Source organism: Clostridium sp. MT-14 (assembly GCF_042436595.1).
Lineage (GTDB): Bacteria > Bacillota > Clostridia > Clostridiales > Clostridiaceae > Clostridium_B > Clostridium_B aromativorans.
On record NZ_JBHMIY010000002.1, the window covers coordinates 163979 to 183855 of the forward strand.

A 19877-nucleotide genomic window follows, 5' to 3' on the forward strand; every position below is an offset into this window, starting at 1 on the left:
TAATTCTATAACAGTTTCTATGGCTTCACATAAATAGCAGACGGGACAGATCTTTCACCTAGAGTATCACAGGGATTATTTATTACTTCTCCTTCATAATACATAGTGGAAGAAGATCCCCCATCTAAATTTGTGGCATTCATTGCTCCATATTTAATCATTATATTCTGAAGATCTCTCAGGGAAGCACCTATACTTTTAGTCTGACGTCCGTCTATAACAAGAAAAATTATAGCTCCATCTGCCCTTTGACCTATAGCTGTTCTCGGGGCTATTCCCCATCCGCCGTCTCCTGTTATGGTTCCTTTTCCATTTACTACCAGTGCAGGTCCAAAAGATATGGCCTCTGTGACACCTCTTTTTTTCATATCGTTCAAACTGTGATTTCCCACTAAAAGCTGCCCTTTACTCGTAATTGCCATTACACCTGATTTTTTATCGGGATCTTCTAAATCGTTAGACAGAATTTTACCATTGCTCATCAGTATACCTGTAGGCTTCCCTCCGGTGCCGGTCCATTTACTGTCCCCAGAGGAACTGTCCTTAAATCCTCCTCCATTTATAGCAGCTACGGCATTATTTCTGCCTGCTATTCTGCTGGTGAGTTCTCCCACTACTCCCAATTTGCTGCTGTATCCAACCTTGACTCTAGTAGGATCATGAATTATCAATATATATCCCTTAAATTTCTTTTTATCATCACTTATATCTTCCCTTTCTATACTGCTATCATGTTTATTTTCAAAATTTAAAATTTTTACATTATCCACATTTTCAACAGCATTTCCCGCCAGTATTTTTTTTATATCTTCATCTGACAAAAATAATTTTGCAATGTATTGATGACTTAAAGTTGTCATAGCTGCACCTACTACGGTTCTCTTTATGTTTTCAAAAGGACCGTAAAATATCAAGAAAGGGGCCGTCATTCCGGTAAATATACACTCAAATAACAAAAAACAAAGCACCAGTTTCCAAACTGATTTTCTCTTTTTACCCGATGTTCTCCTTTTTTTCATATATTAAAACCTTTCCTTTCTAACCTAAAAATACATGATAAATTAAAAATATATCTTTCAATATTGTACAATAAACGATAAAATTTTTAAATAGAAATAATTATAAATACCATAAAAACTTCATAACGGGCCAAATAAAAAAGATATTCACTATGATAACATATAACAATATGTTCATAGTAAAATATCTTTTTATGGTACCATTATCTTTAATATTATTCCATTTACAGTCTTTTAGAAGCTTCATAGGCCAGTGGAGATCTTTCACATTCATCGTTCTTTAAAGTAACCTGATAACATAGGGGACTTCCCTTCATCTTTTCCGATGCATAGGATAATCCATTAGATCTGGAATCCAAAAACGCTTGATCTATTTGATCTGGATCTCCTATTAACAGCAGCTTGGTACCTACTCCCACCCTTGTTACTATGGCCTTTACCTGTTTAGGTGTTAAATTTTGAGCTTCATCAACTACAAGCCAATTTTTTGTAATAGAACGTCCTCTCAAATAGCCCACCGCTTCTGTAGTTATAATTTTTCTATCAAACAGTTCCATCACTTTATCCTCTAATTCTTTTTCATTTTTATATCTTTCCTTCTCATCAGAATCCACCAATATCTCAAGATTATCCAATATTGGCCTCATAAGCGGAAATATTTTCTCCTGTTCTGTACCTGGTAAAAATCCTATATCTTCACCCATAGTAACATTGGGCCTGCATACTAACATTTTTCTATACATTCTGTTGTCCTCTTCCATCATGTTGTGAAGTCCTACAGCCAATGAAAAAAAAGTTTTTGCCGTACCAGCAGGTCCTTTTATTATCACAAGGGGAGCCTTTTCCGCATTTGTAAGGAGAGCTTCCAGCATAAATTTCTGACCAACATTTCTTGGATTTATTCCCAGAGGCGAGCTGTCCTTAAAATTAAGTGGAACAATTTTTTGCCCATCAAATCTTCCAAGAGCAGTTTGTTTAGGATGTTCAAAACAGTGTATTATGACAAATTCATTCACATAGAGAACCGGTATGAAATATTCTTCAGTTTCTTCATCATAACAGGTGATTTTATCAGTTCCCATATACTTTTCTCTATAAAAATTTTCTATGTCCTGCTTTGATGCATATATATCTATCCTTCCTGTATATTGGCTTTTATCCTCCGGAACAACTTTTTCATAAAAATCCTCTACCTCTATATCTATAATATCAGCTTTAATTCTTTCAAAAATATCTTTTGTTATAAGGCAGACATTTTCGCCTTGATCTTTAAGTCCCTTGCATACCTGTATTATTCTGTTGTCCGGCTTGCTCTTATCCCAGGCTGGTGGCAGCTTTACATCATAATGATTCATTTCAACCCTGAATTTTCCTCCAGATGTCAGCTGTACGCCTTTATTGATTTTTCCTTTTTTTCTCAGTCCATCTATTAATCTAGCTGCATGTCTTGCATTAGCACCTAAATCGCTTTTATCTTTTTTAAATCCATCTAATTCTTCAAGCACCACCTCCGGTATAACTACATCACCATCTCCAAAAGACAACATGGCCCCTGGTGAATACAGAATAACATTGGTATCTAAAACATAAGTCTTTTTCAAAGCTATTCCTCCCCTCTAATCATTATTATAATATATTCATCTGTACATATAAATGCATTTATTTAATTATAAAATCGAATTTGCCGCTAAATATGTTTATATATTACAAAAAGTAAGCACTGTACATTTCCAATGCTTACTTTTTTAAGGGAGATCTATATAACTAGGTCGTTTACTTATTGTATTTTTATTTTATACATCTGATGTTACAACACTGTGTCATATATATTAAATAGTTGTTTATTTTTTGAACATTTTATGAATAATCTAATTTTACATTTTATTACACGTATTCATCCAATTACCTGTACTAATTTTCATAAAAATGCACAAACTTAATTATAGGTGATAGGATCTATTATAAATATAAAAAGGAGGAGTTATTATATCAGTGTACAACGATAAATTAACTACATCTCAATCTAAAGAGGCATTAAAACATTTCAAAATAAAATCAGCAAAAGAAATTGGAATAAACCTAAAGGAAGGCTATAATGGAGATTTAACTTCTCGAGAAGCTGGATCTATAGGTGGAAACATGGTAAAAAAAATGGTTGAAGCATATAAACAAAATTTAAAGTAATATAGAGTGGGTATTTTAAAATTGCATTCTTGAAATATCCACTCTATATGTAATTGCCATTAAATAAGTTCAAGAATTCTTAATGCAAAAAATTGTATTTATAAATCGAACGCTTATATTTTTCATCAACACCGCACTTAGTTTTATATATATGTTTATTTTGACTCTGTAAATATTCAATAACGTAATTTTCCATGGCATTCATAGCCTCCGGATCCCTGACCATATCTCCATGGGCATAATTGGTTTGTATTACACTAAATCTCCTATTGACATTTCCAAAATTATTGATCTTCTTTTTCAAAAAATCGACCAGGGATAATACATCGTTTTCTGTAATATCCGGCAGTAATTTAGCCTCATCAGGATCGATTCCAAATTTCAAAGGATCCTCTTTGATCAGTGAAATAATTCCTGCCAATGAAGGAGTACCTGTAATAGGATCTCCGAGAAAATTCTTGCAGTTGCCTCCAAGCAGCAACACATCTTTGCTGATATTCCAAGTCTTAGTGATATCATTATTCCATGCCATGTCCATATACTGTAAAAATTCATCATAGGATAATCCTGAATCCGATTCATACTCTAAAATATTCATGGTATCTTCTGTAACATTGAATTTTTCAAAATCCTTAAAATTATAGTAAGCTCTGTCCAACAGCACTACATCCTTTACCCTTTCAGGATATTTCTTAGCAAACATCATGGCCGTATCTGCTCCAAAAGAATGTCCAACTAAATGTGCTTTTTTTATGCCATATGAATCCAGTACCGCCTTTATTGAATTCAATTGAGTATTCCAGGAAATAAAAGGTACATGACCACTATTGCCATGATCTAAATAATCTAAAGTTATTGTCATATATGGATTATTCTTGCTGTACAAAAATTCACCGTGGCTGTGACTGCCACCCAATCCATGCAGGAATACAATCGCTTCCTTTGAGTTTGAGTGGTAGTTATAAACTTCAGTATACATTTTTACTCCTTTATAATCAACATACCTTTGACTAATATTGTCATCTGCTCTACAGGGTATTACTATAAAACTTAAAACCAGGGCAGTTATAAAAGTTAACGAAAAAAATTTTTTCATACAAATTCCCCCAAAATAAATATATTTATTTAATATTCCACATAAATCTTTAAATTCCTTTAAATTCCTATTATTAATATATTCTTTTTATAACAACAGCAATTATTTTTAAGAAAGTATTAAGAATAATATATTAAATTTGTTTATAAAATTAAAAATATTATATAATTATATAAATAGAAAGTTTTATGGAGATAAAAAATGTTTTTAAATATATTATTAAAGAGAAAACAATTTATAAAGTATGTTATTTCAGGAACTTTAAATACACTTATAACCTTGATTGCCTACAATATTCTCATAAAGATCAGCGTTAATTACATAGAAGCAAATGTTATAGCATATATTCTTGGAATTATGAACGGATTTATCTTCAATAAATTTTGGGTATTTAAATCCAATGGCAATACAGGTACTTTATTTATTAAATTTATTATTGTAAATTCAATATCAATTATTTTCAGCAGTATGCTTTTAATTTTATTTGTCAATAAGTTCTATTTTAATAAAATATTATCACAGTTAATGTCTACTATTATCACAGGGATGTTTAATTATATGATGAATAAGTTATGGACATTTTCTTAATGTTTTAAGTTTTGCATTTGTACAAAAAAACGAACTGCTGCGTAATCAAATTACACAGCAATTCATGTACATAGGTTATATAATTTTTTACTAAGATTTTCCTTAGTCTGTCTATTACTATACATCATCATTGTGACAATAATGTGTCATAACGACAAATAATATCCTGTTAATTAGCTATTTATTAATAAAATATATAAAAAAAATAGTACTGATTGGGGATTCAGTACTCATAGGGTTAGTTATAATTTAATCATTAAGCTTTTCATTTTTTATTGTATGATAAAAATATTATGTGTTCATATCATACATGTTAATTATTTGTTAAGTATATTTTTTTACACTATAATAGGCATTCTCAATTTGCTTTCAATTTCTTCCCAAAAGCTGTTAAAATAAGGTCTCTTTTCTATATACTGAAATATGGACTTTATTTCATTTATGGACGTATATGATATACAGGAAGTTTTATTATTTTTTTCATTTTGAGGAGATTTTAGCGTAGTATTTGCATCCATATTCAATATTTTGTTTATATCCTTAATTAATACCTTATTACCGTATATTCTTAAACGTAAAGCCTTATATTTTATTTTTTTCCGTTTATTTCTATATCTAGTGGAATAATCAAACCTACTGTGCAATTCTATATATGCCCTTAGGAAATCGCTGTATTGATTTAATTCAGGCAATTTTCGGACATCAGAACTTCTATTATTCCAGCCTATGGATTTTAATTTTTCTATATTAAAGTATTTAGTACTCAATACATATTGTATATTATTCTTGTCCTTTTGTTCATATATATTATTTCCACAAACTTTTTGTATTTGTTCAAGAAAATATTTATTCTTATTCTTAAAAATTAATCTTCCCCGTGATATATACCCAATTGAAAATATTATACCCAAAATATAATCATTCAACAACATCACCCCATTGATTCCATACAATTTTTATATTAAATATAAACTTCTCTATATTATCTACGAATATCAAAGTTGATTTTAGGGTGTCTCATTTTATATTTTTTCTAATATTTTAAGATATAATAGTGTTTTTATTATACTTCACCACTATTTCTAAAATTATCAGAATGATAGCTCAAATTTTGATATAATGCTATAATAATATTAATTTAAAATAAGGAGCTGTAATCATGAACAAAACAATTATTGAATTGGAACTACTTTATTCTGACGCTAAAAAAGACCCTTTGCTAAAAAAGAAGCTGCTTGCAACCCGTTCAGCAGATGATCCCATGGATACTTTTTGTAAAGTAGCTTGTGATGCAGGACATCCTATAACTGTTGGAGAACTCTTTGCAATTGGTCAAGAATACAGCAGCAATCAATGTAAAAGTACAAACGGTGGAAATCCCGACCCTTATGAATCATTCGAAGATACCTATGAGGCATTTCTGACCTCTCTATAAGCCTCACATTAAAATTCCTTTCCACACATTTTACACCTACTTTTGCGCAAAACAGGCACTCTAAATAAAGAGCGCCTGTTCTACAAAACAATTAATTATTTAAAGAGTAATACTCATTTTTTCACTAAGGATTTATTTCCCTAGTACATTTATATTATATGCAGTATTCGCCATAACTTACTGTCACTATTTGTAAACACGGTAACATATGCTACATATTTTTATCACCAAAAACGCTATACTAAAATAAAGATTCAATTATACAAGGAGGTAAAAATATGAATAGCTTATTTAAAAATGTAAAATTTTCCAAGGTGCTTAATCTAAATGATCTAATATCTTATCAAGAAGGCCAGGTTATAAGCAGAACTATTGCACAAATACCTTCTGTGAATATTACTTTATTCTCGCTGGATAAAGGTGAAGGCATCAGCACTCATGTAACTTCCGGAGATGCTATGGTCCAAATATTAGACGGCGCAGCTGAAATCACTATAGGTGATAATGTTTTTAATGTTGAAGCAGGTGAAACAATAATAATGCCTTCTGATATTCCCCATGGACTTGAAGCCCATGAAAGATTTAAAATGCTTCTAACAGTTATAAAACATTAAACAATTTGAAAAAGGGCAGCTATGCTGCCTTTTTTCAAATTCATTTTATTATTAATTAACAACTATTTGAGTAACTTCATATAATATCCTAGTAATTTTATAAATCCAAATTTTCTGTTCATGAGGAAATTTGAAATTATATGTTATTAAATTATTTAGAAGGTGAATTGACATGGCAATAAGGCCAGAAATTTTACGTGCAGGAGATACAATAGGAATAGTTACTTTAGGAAGCCCATTATCCGCGGATGCCATTAATACTGGTATACAAACTCTTAGAAATATGGGCTTTAATGTAATCTTAGGGAACTACACATATTCTTATGATGGATATATTGCTGCAACGGAACAACAGAGGGCATCTGATTTAATGGAAATGTTTAAGAATCCTGATGTAAAAGCTATCATACCCTCAAGAGGTGGAGTAGGCGTCGCAGGTATTATACCATATCTTGATTATCCTGTTATCACACAGAATCCTAAAATTATCACTGGGTACAGTGATATAACAATCTTATTAAATGTTTTGTATGCATGGGCCAATTTAATTACTTTTCATAGTCTTCTTTTAATAGACTTTAAACCAAGTACCCCCGCATACAACATGAATCAATTTTTCACTGCTACATCTACACTTACCTCACCAAGAAGACTTGAAAATCCTCCTGGAATGCCTTTAATAAGCAGGGTTCCTGGCAATGTAACAGGAACTATAGTAGGAGGTAACCTTACATCATTTGTAGATAACCTTGGCACACCTTTTGAAATTGATACTAAAGGAAAGATACTCTTAATTGAAGAAGTTCATGAACCTATTAATACAGTCTACAGACATATAAACCATTTAATATTATCAGGTAAACTTAGGGATTGTGCAGGTATCATTATGGGTGAATGCACAAATTGTGATCCTGCATATGGTAAATCATATGCAGATTTAATTAATGAAGTCATAATACCATTGAATAAACCTCTCATGACAAATTTAGCATCTGGGCATGGCACTTATAAGATGGCTATACCTATAGGTGCTCAAGCTAACCTTAATACTTATAATAATACGTTGACAATACTTGAACCAACAGTGCATATATAATTTGTTCTGCTAATTGTTCTTGTTCGTTTTTTAGTTGTGAGATTAGATCAGAAACCGGAATATATAACCTATTATTATCATTATATATAGGAAGTTGAAGACTCAGAGGTTTCATTTTAAAATTTAATCTTATGTCTTCTTCTTTCATATCTAAGCCTTTAAAAGAGCTAAATTTTCTATTAAATTGTTCTAAAATTTTACTTGCGTTATTCTGTTTCGGCAGCTTCTTATTTTCTAAGATAAATGCATCAGAAATTACAATAACAATACCTGCTAATAATATTAATTTAAATTTATCCTTTGCTTTTTATTGAACTTTTATAATACATAATTGGCGGCTTCATTTAACCTTGAAATCACAGGCCTAGGTTTATATGTATTAATCAAGATGCGAAGTACAATACGGACATCTAGTTGCATCTACGGGAATATCACTCAAACAGTGCTTACACTTTTTAGTATCTACTAATTTTTCTTCTTTTCTCTTATTTATAAACTTATTCATTAATCAACCATTTCTACTAGATTGAGAAAATTAAGATCATAATTATTTAACATAAGTAACAACATTTCCTGTCCTCTTGAGAGGTGCCATTTCTGACGTTTGGGAATATCCAAGCGCAAGTCCTCCACAAATCGTTTCATTTTCCCTTAAGCCCAGTTCCACTAAATATCTATGAATACATTTATTATCATCTAGCCAGTGAAGCTGATTTATCCAACAAGAGCCTATATTCAAAGACACTGCTGCCAACATCATATTTTCCAATGCAACTGAGCAGTCTGCCATAGCATTGCCATATTCCCTTTGATTTGCAGCTACAATTAATGTAGGAGCATTGTACATGAAATCATAGCCACCTTTTTTTGATGCCAAAATTGAATTCTTTATACTTTTATAGAGACCTTCTTTAATCTCCATGTCGGCAAATTCTTTTTGTACCATCAATTTTAGTTTCTGTAAGGTTTCTCTATTTTGTATCACTATAAAATGGCTTGTTTGATTATTTCCACCGCTTGGGGCAAAACGCCCGGCCTCAATAATTAGAGAAAGCTTTTCATCTGGAATTTGATCTTTCCCATATTTACGTATACTTCTTCGCTTGAGAATAGTCTCTAATACTTGATTTTCCATAAAATTATCCTCCAATACTCAAAATTAATTTAACCCGTTGTGCTAGAGTTAAATCACTAGCAAGATTTACAAATAGGAAACCTCCAGCATAATGTGTTAACCTATCATTGAAAAACACAACCAATTCAATGAAGGAGGAAGCATATATGCCAGAGATTTATAACAATGATTCTATCACAATTATAGAAGATTTAAAAGATTTTATAACTGTCATATTTGTTATAATTGATGATATTTACCAATGGTAAGTTAACTGAATCTGTAAATATATAGATGCTAAAAATTTATTTAGAAGTTATAAAAATCTATTAAGAAATGAATGTGTTAAACGTAAAAAACAACAATGCTCTGAAACCCTTCAAAACACTGCTATTACTGATTTGGTAGTCCCTAGGAGAATCGAACTCCTGATTTCACCGTGAGAGGGTGACGTCTTAACCGCTTGACCAAGGGACCTCATACTAATTTTTGCAATCAACAGGTATTATTATATATTTTTTTATTCATTTAGTCAATATTTTTTTAGTTTAAATTGTAATTTCATATTATCTACATTATAATAAACATGTTAAATTATAAATACAGGGGGATGTTGTCTTTGTCAAAAAATTTTTTTTCCAGAGTTTATAACTTAGTTTCTAAAATACCACCGGGAAAAGTTGCTACTTACGGTCAAATAGCTGCCGTACTGGGAGAACCCGGAAGCGCTAGAATAGTAGGCTGGGCCATGAAAAAGGCTCCCAATAATCTCCATCTCCCCTGCCACAGAGTTGTCAATAGATCTGGAAGTCTTTCACCGGACTATGTATTTGGAAGCTCTGATATTCAAAGATACCTTTTAAAATCGGAAGGAATTACTTTTAAAAATGACGGACATATAGATATGGAAAAATGCCTATGGGACGGAAAAAGTTAAAAAAGTACTTTGCCCAGTAGACCCTTCATAGCAAAATTCTCTTTAAACAAAAACAAAACTCAACGTAAATTAATACACGAGAGAAACCACATTATTATATAACTACTTGCAAATAATTTGCAGGTAGTTATATAATAATGTGGTAATGCATTCTATACAAATACATGTATATTCATAATTTTGACTATACATACCGCTGTTGTACCTAACAATAAACAAATGGAGGAATTTTAATATGATCCACATAAAAGATTTAACTTTTTCCTACACTGGCAGTCCACCTTATTTACTAAATAAAATAAATTTAAATATTGAAAAAGGAGCTTATGTTTCAATTATAGGAGAAAACGGCAGCGCTAAAACCACTCTAATAAAATTGATTTTAGGATTATTACATCCTTTAAAAGGCACCATACATGTGTCAACAAAAAAAATCGGCTATGTTCCTCAAATGATGGAAACTTTTAATTCTCAATTTCCTATTACAGTTTCCGAGCTAATTAAATGCCATATGAAAATTTTAAAGATAAAAGATAAAGCATCCGTGGACAGATGCTTGAATATTATGGGGATGAGCAAATTCAAAAATAGTCTTATAGGAAATTTATCTGGAGGACAGCGCCAGAAAATATTTATAGCTAGAGCGCTCATAGGTCATCCAGACCTGCTGATATTTGATGAGCCTTCTACAGGAATTGATATTCCAAGTCAGAAGGACATATATAAGTTAATAAGCAATTTAAACAGAAATTCATCCATAACAATACTATCTGTAGAACATAATTTAAAAGCTGCTCTTGAAAATTCCAGTCAAATATGCACTATAGATAGCGGAAATATATCCCTATATAATATTGAGGAATATAAAAGATTAACAGTTCTTAAAAATTAAAATATTTTCACTGGAGGGAAATTATGTTACAGTACAGTTTTATGCAAAATGCAATCATTGCGGGTATATTCATATCCATATTATGCCCTGCGGTAGGCACATTTCTAGTTTTGAAAAGATATTCCATGATGGGAGACACCCTGTCACATTCCTCTCTTGCCGGTGTGGCAATAGGACTAGTACTGGGATACAATCCCATATTAACTTCTTTTATATTTACTTCCATTGCAGGATTGACAATAGAATTTTTAAGAAGTTATTATAAAAAATATGCTGAATTGATATTGGTAATAGTACTTACCCTTTCTGTTGGCATTGCAATTGTACTCATAAGTACGGGAAAAGCAAATGCAAACGTCAACTCCTACTTATTTGGAAGTATACTTACAGTATCTAAAAATGACCTATTTACAGTATTTTCCTTAAGCATAATTTCAGTTTTGACTTTATTTTTTTTATACAACCAACTTCTCTATATAACCTTTGACGAAAATGGTGCAAAAGTATGTGGAATAAAGGTAAAACTCATAAACTACCTCTTTGCTCTTTTGGTAGGCGCTACTATTTCAGTATCTATTAGAATACTGGGTATTCTTGTGATTTCATCTATGATTGCCATGCCCGTTGCCGCATCTCTCCAGCTTCAGAAAGGTTTTAAACTTACATTTACATTTTCCATCATATTTGGATTTATAGACATAATGCTGGGATTATTTCTATCCTATTATATAAACAGTGCTCCTGGAGGTACCATAGCACTTATTTCAGTACTGCTGCTTTTAATAATATTAACTTACAAAAAACTTTTTAACAGATAACTTCTTTATAAGTTTATTAATCTATAGGGTAATTGACCATTTAAATACATTTCTAGGGCTTTTTTACCTGTTTTATATAATCTCCTATGTTTTTGTACATACTGGACCAAGATCGTCTGCAGAACATAATTGTTACATCGCTTCTCTTGGATTTGTTTTTTATTATTTCAGATATGTTATGCCCTATATAATCCGTTAATACCAATACTAAATCCGTATTTTCAGGTATTTTTATTTTTCTGTCACCTTTTTTTCTTCCACTGACATGACCTATTTTATTAAATCCATTTTCCCTTAGTTTATCCTTTATATTTCCTAACCTGTCTCCTCCAATAACCAAAATACTCATAATAAAATCCTCCCTTTTTCAATTAAATTTATCCAAACCATGGTGAAGAAACTAAAATTTATATATACCAATTGATATTCATTCTCATCTTTAATTTTAGCTTAACTTATTCTTTTTGTAAACAGCAAAATTAAAACCTGATAAATTTTATAAAATTCATCAGGCAAAACTTCTTTTATCAAAACAAACTAATTTTCTATTCCTTTCCTAGCTTTTACACCTTTAACATAATAATGTTTTATTTCTTTCATCTCGGTAACTAAATCCGCTCTTTCAACTATTTGAGGATCTGCATACCTTCCCGTTAGTATAACCTCTGTTTTTTCAGGTTTCATATCCAAAAGTTGCAGTACCTCATCTACAGTAAAGAGCTTATAAAATACAGCTACATTTATCTCATCCAATACGACCACATCATAATCCCCAGAACCAAGTATTTTCTTGACTTTCTCCAGGCCTTCCCTAGCCACTTTTATATCCTTCTCACTTGGTTTATCAAATATAAAGACATCTCTTCCAAATTGTTCTAATGTAAAATTAGGCAGATATTCTCCTGCTTTTAGTTCACTGTAATCCATACCCTTCACAAACTGTCCAAAAAAGACCTTTTTGCCGGCACATATGGCTCTAAGAGACAGACCTAGTGCTGCTGTAGTTTTACCTTTGCCATTTCCAGTATAAACTTGAATATACCCTTTATCCATTATTAACATCGACTCCTTTTTATCATAATCATAATAATTCGCTAATTTAAAACTTTTTTAAAGTCTTCACCCTGTATACTTTAATATTCTTTAATTTTAGCTTTTGCAACAGTTTTTCTCCAAAATCAATTTTTTCTCTATCTTCATATATTATACCCAATACATTTCCACTATGGGCTCCCACTATTCCAAGTCCCGAAGTTCTGTCCTTTATATCGATTACCCTCTCTAAGAAATCATAATAGAGTCTTCTTTGATTTCTTATTATACTCTCAGTGGACACATAGGCCAATTTACTTAGGTTTTTCTCCGTTATTGCCTCTTTAAGCAAAGGCACTAAATCATCAACGTCACTTAATTCCGGCAAATTCCTACGGTTAAATTCCACTGTATCAACAATTTTCTCTCCTTCAAAAGCAAGTATATCATAAGACATATAGTCTCCTAATGTACATTTATACTTTCCATTTTTATATTCAAACAAAGTCATTTTCTTAAATATTATACTATCTGTAGGCTCTATATTCACACAGTTTTCTATAAGTTCTGATTCGCTGAATTCTCTATTGAACATGCTTATGAGAGAGTAGTAAACTGCACATAAGTCTGCTGTACTACTGGCAAGCCCCTTTCCACGGGGAATCCGGGAATTTATTTCTATATCTATATTCTTATAATATCTTTCGTATCCCCAACATTTCAATATGTTTAATAAAAAATCAGACGACTTTTTGAAACTCATTTTCCTTATAGGATCACAACATTCTATAAGTTTAACTTCAGTATAAATATTTACAGGACAAGATAATAAAATATCTTTGCCATCTATTTTCCCTTGAAGTATTTCACCAAAACTTCCAGGATAAACCGTTGCAGCTTTCATAAGATACATCCTTTACAAATAACTTTTAACTATACTTCAACCTAAGAATCATTTAATAGCCCCTTTTATATATTCCACCAGATCATTCACATTGTGAAAAACACGATTATAGTCCATCTTTTTTCTTTCTATTATAAAAGCATATATTCCACAATCCAAACAAGCTCTTATCTTATCAAATGTACCGCCTTCCATGCCGCTATCTTTAAGCAGCATGGCCTGAGCTTTATACTCCCTTATAAAAGCACAATTAAGCTCATAACTAACAGGTCCTTTCAACGCTATTATATCATCCAATGCTACATTTCTGTCATGAAACTCACTTAAAACTTTTACAGTAGGCAGTACCCTGTAAATTATCCTATTTTTCAGATTCAATGCAAGTATTTTATCTAAATTTCTACTACCTGTAGTATTCAATATAGTACCATTTATATCCTTGAGTTTTAATTTCAATTCATCGTAATCCTCTACTTTTACAACTTTAAATTCATCTTTAAATTCTTCTATACAGGAGGGTCTTTCATACCTTACATATTCTATATTCAGCTTACTGCATGCCTCAATTGCATTTCCAGTGACTTCCACTGCATAGGGATGAGATGCATCCACCAACATTTTTACATTTTTCTCCTGTAATTCACCTAAAAGTCTTTCAAAATCAAGAGGCTTGTTGTTCATATAGCTGTATTTATAGCCCTTCAGAAGAGAAGCTCCATATTCCGTTGCTGTAGATACAAATATGTCCCTCGTAAATTCATTTAACATCGAAAGTATTTTTTTCCCCTCACAAGTTCCAAGAATCAATCCTATCATAATTAAAACTCTCCTTAATAAATAACTTAAATTCCAACTTTCTTACCCATAAGCGGATTGCCCTTTATACAATCCTCTACATGCTGTACATATATTTTTTGAAAATCTCTATTTTCCCCGAGTCCGTGAATATAAACATCAACTTCAAAACCTTCATTTTTAAGTATTCTCTTCCACGAACCACTACCTTTTCCTGCCATGTCGTTTAGTGCATGATCCCCTGCTACCAGCATAAACGGCATGAGAGTGACTTTTTTTATTCTATTCTTCTTCAATTTCAGTATTACGTTTTCAATTGTTGGATATCCTTCTACCGTACCTACAAAAACATTTTTCAATCCTAAATCATCCAATATATATTGAAGCATGGCATAAGAAGCATTACATGGATGAGCAGAGCCATGTCCCATTAACACCACTGCATCATTTCTACCCAGGGTGGGGATTTGACTTTTTAAAGCTTCAGCTGCTGTTATATAATCATCTTTTCTATATAGTATAGGCCTTCCTACCACTAATTTATCAAAAAAAGTTGAATATTTTCTTACATCAACCACTATCTTGTTATACTCATCTCCCGGCATTATGTGAAGAGGCTGTACATATACCTTCGAAAACCCATCATTTCTCATCTTAATCAATGCCTCCGGGACACTATCTATTTCAATTTTCATTTCCCTCTTTAATTTTTTGATTATTACTCCCGAAGTGAAAGCTCTTCTCACTTCATATTCTCTAAATTTCTTTTTAATCTCCTTCTCCGTATTTTCAATACAGCTTTTAAATGTTTCCAATACGCTGGTTCCAAAACTGACCACCAGAATACCTTTTTTTAAATTACTCAATTCACACCACCTCCCTTATACAATGCACAATTCATAGTTCACAATTAATCACTTTAATCCATCAATTTATATCCTCTGGGAGTTATAAACCTACCTTCCTTTAAATAGCTGTTACTGTTACCCACTATTACTATGGACATCATATCTACTTTGTCTTCTTCAAAAGAATCCATGGTAAAAATCTGAAATTCTTGTCCTTCCCGTAATGCATTTTTAACTACAGCCACCGGTGTTGAGCCATCCCTATATTTTTTCACAATACCCATACACTCTTTTAAATAATAAGGTCTTCCATGGCTTTTGGGATTGTAAAAAGATATTACAAAATCACCAGAAGCTGCAAGTTCCACTCTTTTTTTTATGAGCTCATAAGGCGTCATGAGATCACTTAAGCTTATATTGCAATTATCATGCATGAGAGGTGCTCCCACTACAGATCCTGCAGCAGAAGAAGCAGTTATTCCAGGAATAACTTCCACCTGTTCATCTTTTTTTAATTCCAGAATAAGACCTGCCATTCCGTATATTCCCGAATCACCCGTACTCACTATGGAAACCACATTATTTCTGGAAAGTTGAAGAGCCTGTCTGCACCTATCCAATTCACCTCTCATACCTGTAGAAAAAACCTTTTTATTTTCAATTAAGCTCTTAATTATGTCTATATATTTGGTATATCCTATGATTATTTGGCTATTTTTTATTGCCCCCATGGCTCTTATAGTCATATTTTCAATGCTCCCAGGCCCAATTCCCACTACATAAAGCTTGCCCAAACCTAACACATCCTTTTATCATATTTAAGTTTTCCAATACAAAGTGTCATTCCACCTGACTTTATTTTTCCGGTAACCAGATCTGATCCAGTAAGTTCTACACAAGGCTCACACACAGCCCTTACCCCCACAGATTCTTCAACGAAATCACTGCCTTTATAATTGTTTTGTACGCTTTTTATCTCTTCTAAAGAAAATATCCTTACCTTACACTTAAAATACTGTGCTAACTCAATTACAGCCTTTTCTTGGGCCTTAATTTCTGCAGTAGCTATATATTTTATGGCTCTTTCATCTATATTATTATCTTCAAGTAGTTCTACAACTTTATCTATCATATCTGAAGGCTTAAAACCTTTTCTGCAGCCAATTCCAAGCACAATATTTTTTCTCACAAGTTTTAAAGTTCTAACACTCTCCATATTCAAATTTTTCTTATGAGTTATGCATAATATTCCCTGAACATTTCCCAATTGCAAACTGTATCCATAGGGAACGTCTATTAAATTATCTTCATCTACAAATCCAACTTTTTCGCCTTTTACTAAAAGCGCCGCTAAATATTTTGCATCCTTTAAACTGTCTATAACAAGATCATTATCTCTGGCCAAAACATCCGGTGCCTTGATCCCCATATTATCTGTAGCAGTAGTTATCACCGGCACTGCCTTTAAAACATCCGCCAACTTTATCGTCAGTTCATTTGCCCCGCCTAGATGACCGCTTAAAAGGCTTATTGCAAATTTGCCTGAACTGTCTATTACAACTACCGCCGGATCCCTATCCTTTGATTCTATAAAAGGAGCTATTGCTCTTACCGCTATACCTGTAGAACTTATGAATACAATTTTCCTGTATTTTGACATAACCATTTCAGTTATACTTTTCAAATTAAAACTGCAGTTGTTTTTTGAATAAAGATCTAGGGAAAAAACTTCTGCAAGTTTTGCAGCTATTTTGCCTCCAGCATCTGTAACACTAATTACCGCTATCTTCATTTTTTCCCTTTCTATACATATGTGTAAAGTTTTCATTATACAATAAACTGTTGTCATATCTGCAGCTAATAAAATCTCCCACCAATATCTGTGCAGTTTTCGTTATATCTTCATTTTTTACCTTTTCTGCAATATCATCCAATGTCCCTATTACACATTTTTCATCCTGCCAGGTAGCTTTTTGAATAACTGCTACAGGTACATTTCTTCCATAACCCTTTTTCAATTTTTCCACTACTTTGTCTATTATACTTACAGATAAGAACAACGCCATAGAGCATCCTATAGATGCAAGTTTTTCTAAATTTTCGTTCTCAGGTACCGGCGTCCTGCCTCCTATTCTCGTAAGTATTACACTCTGACTGACATTTGGCAGAGTAAATTCACTTTTTATTGCAGCAGCCGCTGCTGTAAAAGAGCTTACTCCCGGTATTACTTCATATGGTATGTCAAGCTTATTTAGTTCATCCATTTGTTCTTTTATAGCCCCATAGATGGTAGGATCTCCGGTATGTAATCGCACTATCTTTTTTCCCTTCCTGTAATATTTATCTATGGTTTCAATAACCTCTTTCAATGTCATGGAAGCAGAATTATAAATTTCCACATTATCTTTGCAATACTTCATATGTTCCCTGCTTACAAGAGATCCTGCATATATCACCACATCTGCACCAGACAGTATATTTCTTCCCTTCACCGTTATCAGATCCACATCTCCAGGACCTGCTCCTATAAAGTAAACTTTATTGGTCATATCTATCCCTCCATTATTTTCTCTGTGCTATTATAAGTGACATATAATCTCTGTTTTTCAGTATATCTTCCCTATTTCTCAATATCAGCTGTCCCTTCCTGCAGGCCCTTTTTACAAAAACATATTTGAAACCTTTTTGCTCTAGTCTATCCAAAACTTTTTCCTCATTCTTATATACTTTCATTATAACTATAAATTTTTCCTCTCCTATTTTATCCACCTGATTCGCGGGCAAAATAAGCACTCTCTCGTCGCCTATGACAATATTTTCACCTGCTAAGCTGGCAGCTGCACAAAAAGATGTTATTCCCGGTACAGTTTCTGTATTATATCCTTTATTTTTTATATGGGTTAAAAGATATATATAAGTACTGTACACAAAAGGATCCCCTATGGTAAGAAATGCTACATTTTTTCCTTCTTTTAATTTTGACTCTATACTCTCAAAAGCCTCGAATACCTTTTTATTCTGATCTTTTCCGCCCATGGGAAAATGCTTTATTATAACTTCTTTATGTTTATCTACAAAATTTCTGGCTGTATCAAATGCTATGCTGCTTTCTCCCTCTCTGGCACAGGGAGCTACTATTACATCACATTTTTTTATGGTTCTCACAGCCTTTAGAGTAAGTAACTCTTCGTCCCCCGGCCCAACTCCTATTCCGTATAGAGTGCCCATAGATGTATCTGTATTTTTCATTTAACTTTCTACTCCTTTACATACAAAATTAGATATTTGAGCTTTGAAATTTGGTATTTAAATAAAAAGTTTATGGCTTAATTGCAGTAACTATAAATATACTGTTGTTGGAAGTCATCATATAGCTTTTACCCCTGGTTCTATTTATAGATACCTGTATACATTCCGCCTGATACTTCATATCCTTAAGAGTGTTTAAAGCTCTATACAAATTATCTAAAGTTATGAAATTCAGTACCATATTTGCCTGTGTTTTTAATTTTAAACTGTACTTTTTTATTATGTCCTCTATATTTCCACCGCTGCCTCCTATAAATACTGCATCGAATCCAGGACTTATATCCTCCTCCACCTCAAGAGCTTCCCCTTTTATAATAGTTAAATTATGTACGTCGAATTTTTTTCTATTTTGCTCGATGAGGTGAATGGCTTCTTCATTTTTTTCAACAGAAAAAATTTCACCCTTGCTGCATATTTTAGCCAGCTGTATACTTACAGAGCCAGTACCAGCTCCTATGTCCAGTACTCTGGAATCTTCTTTTATGCCCAATTTGGAAATACTTAATATTCTGATCTCCTCTTTTGTCATTGGACAGCTTCCTCTTATAAATTCATTATCCTTTATGTATATCATAAGAACTCTCCCTTTTTTCTATTACAACTACAGAAAGTCCGGCAAATTTTTTACTTTTTATATCTTCTACATTTCCCACAGTAATTTTTTCATCCTCATAGGAAAGATTTTCCCCCACATACACTCTGGCTTCTATAGATTCTCTTTCCAGCACCCTGCACATATAATCCGGTGAATGTATGCTGTCCGTAAACCATACGGATATATGATTTTCTTTTACTATATTACAAAAATCTTCCTGTCTGCCGTGAAGGCTTCCTAAAAAAGCTCCCTGCCAGCTTAACTTTATTTTAGCCATCATATACTGAAAAGAGCTGATACCTGGAACAATTTCTATATTTCCCCGGTAATTTTTCTTTAAATATTCAGTTATTCCATAGTAAAGAGGATCTCCAGATGCTGCTACTGATATCTTTTCGTATTCACTATGTTTTATAATATCTGTTATATCCTCTAATTTTCTAACCACTATCTTATGCTTGTCTATAAACTTCAAACTCTCCACAGCCCTTTGAAATCCAAGTATAACATCAGATTGTTCCATTATAGACACAGCCTTTGGAAGTACATATTCTTCATTTCCAGGTCCTATTCCAACTATAAAAACTTTTCCATTCATTTT

Annotated in this window: 24 protein-coding genes, 1 tRNA gene and 1 pseudogene; 8 read left to right on the forward strand and 18 right to left on the reverse strand. The window is 32.4% G+C overall.

What is annotated here, in order from left to right:
* Positions 1–17: 17 nt before the first annotated feature.
* Positions 18–1019 (reverse strand): phosphodiester glycosidase family protein, encoded by a 1002-nt coding sequence (locus ACFHWD_RS02670; protein WP_378060132.1) that lies wholly within the window; start codon positions 1017–1019, stop codon positions 18–20.
* A 224-nt stretch (positions 1020–1243) separates the two neighbouring features.
* Positions 1244–2620 (reverse strand): PhoH family protein, encoded by a 1377-nt coding sequence (locus ACFHWD_RS02675; protein ID WP_378060134.1) that lies wholly within the window; start codon positions 2618–2620, stop codon positions 1244–1246.
* Positions 2621–3011: 391 nt separating this feature from the next.
* Between ACFHWD_RS02675 and ACFHWD_RS02680 the strand changes: the two genes are divergently transcribed.
* Positions 3012–3203: an alpha/beta-type small acid-soluble spore protein gene (locus ACFHWD_RS02680; RefSeq protein ID WP_378060136.1), complete on the forward strand. Its 192-nt coding sequence runs from the start codon at positions 3012–3014 to the stop codon at positions 3201–3203.
* Positions 3204–3282: 79 nt separating this feature from the next.
* On the opposite strand, the gene ACFHWD_RS02685 is transcribed toward ACFHWD_RS02680, so the two are convergent.
* A complete protein-coding gene (locus tag ACFHWD_RS02685) occupies positions 3283–4299 on the reverse strand; it encodes an alpha/beta fold hydrolase (protein WP_378060138.1) in 1017 nt (338 codons plus the stop codon).
* 201 nt (positions 4300–4500) lie between these two features.
* Here ACFHWD_RS02685 and ACFHWD_RS02690 point away from each other — a divergent pair, with 201 nt between their 5' ends.
* Complete coding sequence (locus tag ACFHWD_RS02690) at positions 4501–4887, forward strand: GtrA family protein (protein ID WP_378060140.1); 387 nt, start codon at positions 4501–4503, stop codon at positions 4885–4887.
* Between the two features lie 338 nt (positions 4888–5225).
* Here the strand turns inward: ACFHWD_RS02690 and ACFHWD_RS02695 are convergent, their stop codons facing one another.
* On the reverse strand, positions 5226–5813 hold the full coding sequence (locus ACFHWD_RS02695; protein WP_150358874.1) for a hypothetical protein: 588 nt from the start codon (positions 5811–5813) through the stop codon (positions 5226–5228).
* Positions 5814–6046: 233 nt separating this feature from the next.
* Between ACFHWD_RS02695 and ACFHWD_RS02700 the strand changes: the two genes are divergently transcribed.
* From ACFHWD_RS02700 to ACFHWD_RS02710, 3 genes are all read left to right on the forward strand, one after another.
* Positions 6047–6322 (forward strand): hypothetical protein, encoded by a 276-nt coding sequence (locus ACFHWD_RS02700; protein ID WP_150358873.1) that lies wholly within the window; start codon positions 6047–6049, stop codon positions 6320–6322.
* A gap of 278 nt (positions 6323–6600) precedes the next feature.
* Positions 6601–6936: a cupin domain-containing protein gene (locus ACFHWD_RS02705; protein ID WP_378060143.1), complete on the forward strand. Its 336-nt coding sequence runs from the start codon at positions 6601–6603 to the stop codon at positions 6934–6936.
* Between the two features lie 172 nt (positions 6937–7108).
* Entirely contained in the window at positions 7109–8032 is a 924-nt protein-coding gene (locus tag ACFHWD_RS02710; protein WP_378060145.1) for an LD-carboxypeptidase, read from the forward strand.
* A 379-nt stretch (positions 8033–8411) separates the two neighbouring features.
* On the opposite strand, the gene ACFHWD_RS02715 is transcribed toward ACFHWD_RS02710, so the two are convergent.
* The 3 genes from ACFHWD_RS02715 to ACFHWD_RS02725 form a co-directional block, all read right to left on the reverse strand.
* Positions 8412–8537: a hypothetical protein gene (locus tag ACFHWD_RS02715; RefSeq protein WP_378060147.1), complete on the reverse strand. Its 126-nt coding sequence runs from the start codon at positions 8535–8537 to the stop codon at positions 8412–8414.
* A 42-nt stretch (positions 8538–8579) separates the two neighbouring features.
* The gene (locus ACFHWD_RS02720; RefSeq protein ID WP_378060149.1) at positions 8580–9167 is read right to left on the reverse strand and encodes a nitroreductase family protein; all 588 of its coding nucleotides are present in this window, start codon (positions 9165–9167) and stop codon (positions 8580–8582) included.
* Positions 9168–9548: 381 nt separating this feature from the next.
* Positions 9549–9623, reverse strand: a tRNA-Glu gene (locus ACFHWD_RS02725).
* A gap of 142 nt (positions 9624–9765) precedes the next feature.
* On the opposite strand from ACFHWD_RS02725, the gene ACFHWD_RS02730 reads away from it, so the two are divergent.
* The 3 genes from ACFHWD_RS02730 to ACFHWD_RS02740 all read left to right on the forward strand — a co-directional run bounded on the left by ACFHWD_RS02730 (position 9766) and on the right by ACFHWD_RS02740 (position 11793).
* Entirely contained in the window at positions 9766–10083 is a 318-nt protein-coding gene (locus ACFHWD_RS02730) for an MGMT family protein (RefSeq protein WP_378060151.1), read from the forward strand.
* A gap of 235 nt (positions 10084–10318) precedes the next feature.
* Positions 10319–10975, forward strand: a complete 657-nt coding sequence (locus ACFHWD_RS02735) for a metal ABC transporter ATP-binding protein (RefSeq protein WP_378060153.1) — start codon at positions 10319–10321, stop codon at positions 10973–10975.
* A 23-nt stretch (positions 10976–10998) separates the two neighbouring features.
* Positions 10999–11793, forward strand: a complete 795-nt coding sequence (locus tag ACFHWD_RS02740) for a metal ABC transporter permease (protein WP_378060156.1) — start codon at positions 10999–11001, stop codon at positions 11791–11793.
* 52 nt (positions 11794–11845) lie between these two features.
* Here ACFHWD_RS02740 and ACFHWD_RS02745 read toward each other — a convergent pair whose 3' ends face one another.
* From ACFHWD_RS02745 to cbiE, 11 genes and pseudogenes are all read right to left on the reverse strand, one after another.
* On the reverse strand, positions 11846–12142 hold the full coding sequence (locus tag ACFHWD_RS02745) for a DUF2325 domain-containing protein (RefSeq protein WP_378060158.1): 297 nt from the start codon (positions 12140–12142) through the stop codon (positions 11846–11848).
* Between the two features lie 188 nt (positions 12143–12330).
* A pseudogene (cobO, locus tag ACFHWD_RS02750) lies at positions 12331–12864 on the reverse strand (cob(I)yrinic acid a,c-diamide adenosyltransferase); the annotation flags it as partial.
* Between the two features lie 28 nt (positions 12865–12892).
* Positions 12893–13729 (reverse strand): kinase, encoded by an 837-nt coding sequence (locus ACFHWD_RS02755; protein ID WP_378060160.1) that lies wholly within the window; start codon positions 13727–13729, stop codon positions 12893–12895.
* A 48-nt stretch (positions 13730–13777) separates the two neighbouring features.
* A complete protein-coding gene (locus ACFHWD_RS02760; RefSeq protein ID WP_378060162.1) occupies positions 13778–14545 on the reverse strand; it encodes a cobalt-precorrin-6A reductase in 768 nt (255 codons plus the stop codon).
* Between the two features lie 26 nt (positions 14546–14571).
* Positions 14572–15390: a sirohydrochlorin cobaltochelatase gene (locus ACFHWD_RS02765; RefSeq protein WP_378060164.1), complete on the reverse strand. Its 819-nt coding sequence runs from the start codon at positions 15388–15390 to the stop codon at positions 14572–14574.
* A 53-nt stretch (positions 15391–15443) separates the two neighbouring features.
* Complete coding sequence (gene cobJ / locus ACFHWD_RS02770; RefSeq protein WP_150357670.1) at positions 15444–16166, reverse strand: precorrin-3B C(17)-methyltransferase; 723 nt, start codon at positions 16164–16166, stop codon at positions 15444–15446.
* A 2-nt stretch (positions 16167–16168) separates the two neighbouring features.
* Entirely contained in the window at positions 16169–17164 is a 996-nt protein-coding gene (gene cbiG, locus ACFHWD_RS02775) for a cobalt-precorrin 5A hydrolase (RefSeq protein WP_378060167.1), read from the reverse strand.
* Positions 17145–17921, reverse strand: coding sequence for a precorrin-4 C(11)-methyltransferase (gene cobM, locus ACFHWD_RS02780; RefSeq protein ID WP_378060169.1), 777 nt, complete (start codon positions 17919–17921; stop codon positions 17145–17147). Before cobM ends, cbiG begins: the two co-directional genes overlap by 20 nt.
* Positions 17922–17934: 13 nt before the next feature.
* Entirely contained in the window at positions 17935–18600 is a 666-nt protein-coding gene (locus ACFHWD_RS02785) for a cobalt-factor II C(20)-methyltransferase (protein WP_378060213.1), read from the reverse strand.
* A 91-nt stretch (positions 18601–18691) separates the two neighbouring features.
* On the reverse strand, positions 18692–19255 hold the full coding sequence (gene cbiT / locus ACFHWD_RS02790) for a precorrin-6Y C5,15-methyltransferase (decarboxylating) subunit CbiT (protein WP_378060171.1): 564 nt from the start codon (positions 19253–19255) through the stop codon (positions 18692–18694).
* Positions 19236–19874 (reverse strand): precorrin-6y C5,15-methyltransferase (decarboxylating) subunit CbiE, encoded by a 639-nt coding sequence (gene cbiE, locus ACFHWD_RS02795; protein WP_378060173.1) that lies wholly within the window; start codon positions 19872–19874, stop codon positions 19236–19238. Before cbiE ends, cbiT begins: the two co-directional genes overlap by 20 nt.
* Between the last annotated feature and the right edge of the window lie 3 nt (positions 19875–19877).